Source organism: uncultured Negativibacillus sp. (assembly GCF_944388365.1).
In the GTDB taxonomy this organism is placed as follows: domain Bacteria; phylum Bacillota; class Clostridia; order Oscillospirales; family Ruminococcaceae; genus Negativibacillus.
This window is the reverse complement of the sequence record NZ_CALXIN010000088.1, coordinates 1-7,348: the sequence shown is the minus strand read 5'-3', so window position 1 is coordinate 7,348 and position 7,348 is coordinate 1. Positions and strand designations below refer to the sequence as shown.

The 7,348-nt window shown below is 54.1% G+C and carries 5 protein-coding genes and 1 pseudogene; 5 read left to right on the top strand and 1 reads right to left on the bottom strand.

Translation table 11 applies throughout. The features are described from left to right. The 3 genes and pseudogenes from Q0L39_RS09695 to Q0L39_RS09685 form a co-directional block, all read left to right on the top strand. A pseudogene (locus Q0L39_RS09695) lies at positions 1-265 on the top strand (ABC transporter permease); the annotation flags it as partial. Further along, on the top strand, positions 262-1,068 hold the full coding sequence (locus tag Q0L39_RS09690; protein ID WP_296628757.1) for an ABC transporter permease: 807 nt from the start codon (positions 262-264) through the stop codon (positions 1,066-1,068). The pseudogene Q0L39_RS09695 and the gene Q0L39_RS09690, both read left to right, overlap by 4 nt. Beyond that, positions 1,068-2,342, top strand: coding sequence for a spermidine/putrescine ABC transporter substrate-binding protein (locus tag Q0L39_RS09685; RefSeq protein ID WP_296628756.1), 1,275 nt, complete (start codon positions 1,068-1,070; stop codon positions 2,340-2,342). The genes Q0L39_RS09690 and Q0L39_RS09685 overlap by 1 nt, the downstream gene beginning before the upstream one ends. 74 nt (positions 2,343-2,416) lie before the next feature. On the opposite strand, the gene Q0L39_RS09680 is transcribed toward Q0L39_RS09685, so the two are convergent. Then, positions 2,417-4,891 (bottom strand): ATP-dependent helicase, encoded by a 2,475-nt coding sequence (locus tag Q0L39_RS09680; protein ID WP_296628754.1) that lies wholly within the window; start codon positions 4,889-4,891, stop codon positions 2,417-2,419. A gap of 331 nt (positions 4,892-5,222) precedes the next feature. Between Q0L39_RS09680 and Q0L39_RS09675 the strand changes: the two genes are divergently transcribed. Both Q0L39_RS09675 and recJ read left to right on the top strand, forming a co-directional pair. Next, complete coding sequence (locus Q0L39_RS09675; protein ID WP_296628752.1) at positions 5,223-6,023, top strand: hypothetical protein; 801 nt, start codon at positions 5,223-5,225, stop codon at positions 6,021-6,023. Positions 6,024-6,173: 150 nt separating this feature from the next. Beyond that, positions 6,174-7,348 (top strand): single-stranded-DNA-specific exonuclease RecJ (gene recJ / locus Q0L39_RS09670; protein ID WP_296628750.1); only part of this gene is annotated, 1,175 nt, incomplete at its 3' end.

Below are 7,348 nucleotides of genomic sequence, written 5' to 3'. Positions count from 1 at the left end.
GGTCATTCCACTGAGCCTTCCAGGCGTCAGCACCGGCATCACCATGGTGTTTGTGCCTGCCATCTCCACCTTTATCATCTCCAAGATGCTCGGCGGCGGTACCAACCAGCTCATCGGTGATATCATCGAGCTGCAATTCCTGGGCAACTCCTACAATCCAAACCTCGGCTCGGCGATTTCGCTGGTGCTGATGGTCGTTGTTCTGCTGTGTATGAGCATCATGAACAACTTTGACGACGAAGAAATGGAGGGAAGAATCCTATGAAAAAAAATCGCTGGCTCTCCTCTCTGTATGTCTGGCTGGTCATGGTGTTTCTGTATGCACCGATCGCCGTGCTGATTATCTTCTCCTTTAATGACAGCAAGAGCAGAAATACCTGGACCGGCTTTACGCTGGACTGGTATGTCGAGCTGTTCCACGATCGCGTCATCATCCAGTCGTTTGCAGTCATGCTGGTGGTGGCGATCGTATCGTCGGTGGTGGCAACGGTGCTGGGCACGCTGGCTGCCATTGGACTGAACAAGATGAACAAAAAGCTCAAGTCGGTCATCATGACCTTTACCTATCTGCCGATGATTAACCCTGAAATCATCACCGGCGTTGCACTGATGCTGCTGTTTATCTACCTCAAGATGGAATTTGGCCTGCAGACGCTGATCGTGGCACACATCACCTTCAACGTCCCGTATGTCATCCTCAACGTGCTGCCAAAATTAAAGCAGATGGACCAGAACACCTACGACGCTGCGCTCGACCTCGGATGCAATCCGTTCAATGCCTTCACCAAGGTGGTCATCCCTGAGATCATGCCTGGAATCGTTTCCGGCTTTTTGATGGCGCTGACCTATTCGATGGACGACTTTGTCATCTCCTACTTTGTCAGCGGCGCTTCGATTCAAACGCTGCCGGTCGCTATTTACAGTATGACCCGCCGCCGCGTCAGCCCGAAGATCAACGCTCTGTCCACCATCATGTTTGCAGTGGTGCTGCTGATTCTGGTCATTTACAACGTAGCGGGCAGCCGCCGGCAAAAGACGGTGCGCAAAAAACAGGGAGGGGAGTATTGATGAAGCAACACGGTTTACTCAAAAAACTCGGACTTGTGATGGCGTCGGTGCTGGTTTTTTCGTCGATGACGCTGGGCGTTGCCGCCGAGGAAACCTCCGGCTATGACATGGACTACTACTCCCAGCTCAAGGGCAAGGATGTCACCATCAATGTCTACAACTGGGGCGAATATATCTCCAACGGCGACGACGATTCGCTGGACATCAACGCTCTGTTTGAGGAGCTGACCGGCATCCGCATCAACTATACCCAGTTTGATACCAACGAATCGCTGTATGCAAAGCTCAAAAGCGGCGGCACCACCTATGACGTCATCTTTCCGTCCGACTATATGGTGTCGCGTATGATCGACGAGGACATGCTCGAACCGCTGGATTTTGAGAATATCCCAAACTTCCAGTACATCTCCGAAAAGTTCAAAAATCCCTCCTATGACCCTGAGAACCTTTACTCGGTGCCGTATACCTGGGGAACGGTGGGACTGATCTATAACTACGACATGCTCGGCTTCGATCCGGACAGCTGGGACATCATGTGGGATGAAAACTACGCAAAACAGATCCTGCAGTTTTCCAACTCGCGCGATGCCTTTGCCATCGCGCTGCTGCGCCTGGGATACAGCATCAACACCGAGGACAAGCTGGAGCTGGATCAGGCTGCCCAGATGCTCAAGGAAGAAAAGCCGATGGTGCAGGCATACGTCATGGACCAGATCTTTGACAAGATGCAGGGCAACGAGGCTGCCATTGCACCTTACTATGCGGGCGACGCCATCAATATGATGGCTGTTAACGACAGTCTGCGGTTTGTCATCCCGAAGGAGGGCACCAACCTGTTCTTCGATGCGGTGTGCATCCCAAAACATAAGGAGGACACCGAGGAGAGCAGACTGCGCAAGCTGGCCTCCGAGATGTACATCAACTTTTTAAATGAGCCGGATATTGCGGCAGCGAACATCGAGTATATCCAGTATTCGACCCCGAACGATGCAGCACTTGCACTGCTCGACGAGGAGACCCGCAACAATCCGATTGCCTACCCTAGCGACGAGGTGCTGGAAAACACCGAGGTATACGTCAACCTTTCCGAGGACACCAACCTCTATCTGGACCAGCTGTGGACCCAGATCATGAGCGCGGAGGCGGGATATAACTACTGGAGTATGCCGCTGTTTTTGCTGGGAGCACTGGCACTGTCTGTTTTCATCACCATCTGGAAGAAGAACCGCCGCAGAAGACGGGATCGCTTTGACTATGAAATCAGCAATTTCTAACAGATATTAAAAATCCCTGAGAAAGCAGGATTGCTTTCTCAGGGATTTTTTTAATGCGTTTTAGGTTCTTTAGATCAGGAAAGTTTGGTAAGCTTTGCAAACTTGTACATGATCTTTTTGGTGCCCACGGTGTCAAACAGGATTTCCAGCAGGCAGTCGCCGCCCATCGGCGTCATTTTGACCAGGGTGCCTTCTCCGAAGGTGTTGTGTTTGACGCGGTCGCCCGCCCTCAGGGTGATAGCGGCGGCGCCCGATGGTGTTTCCGAGCTGTAAGACATCGTCTTGCGGGCAGCAGCCATACCGCCGACGCCGATGTCGTTGGCGGCGCGGGTCTTTTTGACGGTGGCAGCCTTTTTGAGCTCTGCCTGGCTTGCCTTGCGGATGGTCTTGTCCTCCACGTCACAGCAGGAGGCTGGGATCTCGCTGACAAAGCGGGAAACGCGGTTGCGCACCGTCTGACCGAAGATCATACGCTGGGCAGCGTTGGTGATGTACAGCTGCTTTTTGGCGCGGGTGATGCAGACATAGGCAAGACGACGCTCCTCCTCGATCTGCTCAGGGTTGTGGATGGCCTGCATACCAGGGAAGATGCCCTCCTCGGCGCCGCAGAAAAAGACGTTGTCAAACTCCAGACCCTTGGCAGAGTGCATGGTCATCATGATGACGCGGTCGGCGTCCTCCTCGTAGCCGTCGATGTCGGTGTAGAGGGTGACTTCCTCCAAAAAGCCCGCCAGGGTAGGGAGGACAATCTCCGGCTGCTCATCGGGATTTTCAGGGTCGATGGACAGTTCCGGCATCTTCTGGGTTTCCTCCACATATTTTAAGATGTTGGATTTTAACTCGTGGACGTTCTCGATGCGATTGATGCCTTCCTCGCCCATCGCCTGCAGGTAGATCATGTAGCCGGTCTGTTCGAGCAGCTCGTCGAACAGCTCCTCCAGACTGCCGTTTTCAGCAAGCTCGCTGAGACCTTCGATCATCTGGGCAAACTCGATGAGTGCCTTGCTCTTTTTGGCAAGTGGCTGGTACTCGTCGGCGTGTTTGAGCACCTCAAACAGCGGCAGTTCCAGCATCGAGGCGATCTCCTCGGTTTTTTCCACCGTGGTGTCGCCGATGCCGCGTTTTGGCTCGTTGATAATGCGCTTTAAGCGCACTGCATCGGAGTGGTTGTTGATGACGCTCAAGTAGGCGATGATGTCCTTGATCTCCTTGCGCTCGTAGAAGCGCTGGCCGCCGATGATCTTGTAGGCGATGCCCGAGCGAATCAGGGCGTTTTCAATCATGTTGGACTGCGCATTCATACGATAGAGGATGGCATGGTCGGAAAACTTCTGACCCTGAGCCACATTGTTGAGGATGGTCTCGGCGATAAAGCGCGCCTCGTCCTGCTCGTTGAGTCCGCGGTAGACCTTGACCTGAGTGCCTTTCGGGTTCTGGGTCCAGAGGGTTTTGCCCTTGCGCTGGGTGTTGTTTTCGATGACGGCATTGGCTGCATCGAGGATGGTCTGGGTGCAGCGGTAGTTCTGTTCCAGACGGATGACCTTGGTGTTGGGATACTGGTTTTCAAAGTTCAGGATGTTTTCGATGGTGGCGCCGCGGAACTTGTAGATGCTCTGGTCGTCATCGCCGACAACACAGATGTTGTGGTGTCCGCCCGCCAGCAGGCTGACCAGTAAAAACTGGGAGTTGTTGGTGTCCTGATACTCGTCGACCATGATGTAGCGGAAGCGATTGCGGTATTTGTCCAGCACATCAGGGTACTGCTGGAAGATTTTGACGGTGAGGATGATGATGTCGTCAAAGTCCAGCGCGTTTGCTGCCTTCAGGCGCTTCTGGTAGTAATCGTACACCTTGCCGACAATCTCCTCGCGGTAGTCGTCGCCAGCATCGCGCAGCACATCCTGCGGAGTGAGCATCCGGTCTTTTGCCGAGCTGATCGAAGCGAGGATGCCCTTGGGGGACATCATCTTTTCCTGTACGCCCAGCTCGCGCAGCGCCTCTTTGATGATGCGCACCGAGTCGTCGGTGTCGTAGACGGTAAAGCTGCGCTCGTAGCCCAGCACACCGATCTCGCGGCGCAGGATGCGCATACAAGCCGAGTGGAAGGTGGAAGCCTGAATGTCCAGCGCCTGTTCGCCCAGCATCCGTTCCAGACGTTCCTTGAGCTCACCGGCAGCCTTGTTGGTGAAGGTGATGGCAAGGATGTTCCATGGCTTGACCGGACGGTCGGCGATCAGTCGGGCAAGGCGGTCGCGGTTGATGTCGCCGTCGTCCAGCTTGCCGTCGAGCCAGTCCTGCAAAAAGGCAAGGTCCTCCTCGCAGATAAACGGCGGGACGTACTCGCTGTGGTAGGCGTTGCCAAATTCGACCATGTTGGCGATGCGGTTGACCACCACGGTGGTCTTGCCGCTGCCTGCGCCCGCCAGAATCAGGACGGGGCCTTCGGTCTGAAAGACCGCCTGACGCTGTTTGTCATTCATGTTGGAAAACCGCTGTTCCAGCACTGCGCGCCGAAGCTGCAAAAAACGTTGCTCTGTTGTCTGTGCCATCTTATTGATCAAACCTTTCTATCTATCGTCCATAACATCTTGTAGCAGTTTTATTTTGGAGGTTTATTATAGCACATTTTGTCTGTAAAATCCATAGTAAAACAGCTCCTTCGATTCTGAAACTTAGGTCTAGCAAAGCGCAGTGTCTCAGCCAAAGCCATCGGAGAGTAAATAAAAAGAAAATGGGATTCGGTTCACAAAATCCGCGCCGTTTCATAGACTGATATTGAATGTCAGCGCAGTGCAGAGCTCAAAAAAGGCTGCGCCGATGTATCAACAGCAGGCGGTCTGATCTGGCAGGGCCGCCCCATGCCAAAACGGAGGGATATTCATGGCAGAATCCAAACCAATCCGCCCAAACGAGTGCAACTGCTTTAAGGAAGCTGTGTGCATCGACGCGGAACGCATCTACGATTCCTGCAGCGACAAGGATTGTCTGGAGGATCTTCAGGTGTTCTTCAGCGATAAAACACAGCCGATCATCGACAAGGCGGCCAGCATCAAGTGCAAAAAGGTCAAGGTATTAAACGTCTGTGTCGATGTCGAAAGCGTGCCGTTTAACAAAGGCTTCTACTCGGTAGATATGACCTTCTACTTCCTGGTAGAGCTGTCTGTGTACTTATCTCCTGGAACGCCGGCAGTCAACTGCTGCGGCATTTCCTACTTCTCCAAGAAAGTTATCCTGTACGGAAGCGAGGCAAACGCCAGAGTCTTTTCTTCCCACACAGGCTGCTGCAACACCGAGCAGATGACCGCCATGCCAAACGCAGTGGTTCAGATTGTCGACCCAATCTGTCTTGCGTGCCGGTATGTGGAATGTCCGGCGAAAAAGTGCTGCTGCCCTTGCTCGGTCATCCCTGCCCAGATCTGCACCCAGGTCGGCGGCAGCTTCCAGAATGTCGAGGTCAGCAAGGAGGTCTACATCACCCTGGGTCTGTTCACCATCGTTCAGCTGCAGCGCAAGGTGCAGATGATGGTGCCGGCCTACGACTTCTGTATCCCCGACAAGGAAAGCGAGTATTCCACCGGCGACCCGTGCGAGATGTTCAAAAAAATCCAGTTCCCGATGGAGGACTTTTTCCCGCCAAGACTTGGCGAATATCGGGACGGATGCGACGATCAGAACGCATAAAAATGGAGTGCGGCCCAACTTTTTCAGGTTGGAGCCGCCTTTCTTTTGCGATTTTTGCTAAATGATGATTGAATATCAGGTAAAAAAATGATAAAATATACTAGTTAAAGTATCTCCTGATAGAATTATGGAAACGCGGAGGAATCAGTCTTGGTTTTTAGAAAATGGAAGCTGCCGCAGGCAGACCCCGAACGAGTGAACAATTTAATACAGCAAACGGGGATGCCACAGATTGCGGCACAGATCCTGGATGGACGCGGCGTGACCGACATCGAACAGGCGATGGCCTGTGTCGGTACTGCTGCGCAAGCAAGACTGCACGACCCGTTTCTGATGAAGGATATGGACAAGGCCGTCGAGCGGCTGAGTCGGGCGGTACAGGAGGAGGAGACCATCGCCGTTTACGGAGACTACGACTGCGACGGCATCACCGCTACCGCCATGCTCTATACCTATCTGGAAGATCTGGGAGCGCGGGTCATCTACTATATCCCTGACCGCGACAGCGAAGGCTACGGCTTAAACTGCAAAGCCATCGACTTTTTAAAGGAGCAGCAGGTCGATCTGATCGTCACGGTGGACAACGGCATCGCCGCCTTGGAGGAGGCAGAATACGCTGCAACACTTGGGATGGACCTGATCGTTATTGACCACCATCAGCCTCGTCCCGAGCTGCCAAAGGCCTGTGCGGTGGTCGATCCGCACCGTGCCGACTGCACCTATCCGTTTCCCTATCTGTGCGGAGCAGGACTTGCCTTCAAGCTGATCTGCGCGATGGAGGACGACCCGACCGGTGAGGAGATGATCTGGCACTTTGGAGAGCTTGCCGCCATCGCCACCGTAGCGGATGTAGTCGAGCTGACCGGCGAAAACCGCGCCATCGTCCAGAAGGGACTGGAGTGCATCGCCATGGGTCAGCAGGTGGGCGTACAGGCGCTCATCGAGGTGGCGGGACTTTCCGGCAGAAAGCTCGACTCGACCAGCATCGCCTTTGGACTGGCGCCGCGCATCAATGCGGCGGGCAGACTGGGACAGGCGGACCTTGCCATGGAACTGCTGCTGAGCGACCGCTCCGGTAAGGCTCTGGAGATTGCCCAGCAGATCAATGCCCTCAACGAACAGCGCAAGGAGCTGGTGGAACAGATCTACCGCGAGATTAAACACAAGATCCTCAGTTACCCTGAAATCTTAAACGACCGCGTCATCATCCTGTACGGAAAAGGATGGCACCACGGCGTCATCGGCATCGCCGCTGCCCGTCTGGTGGAGGAATATGCCAAGCCCTGCATCCTCTTTTCGGTGGAAGGAGAGGAGTCCCGCGGTTC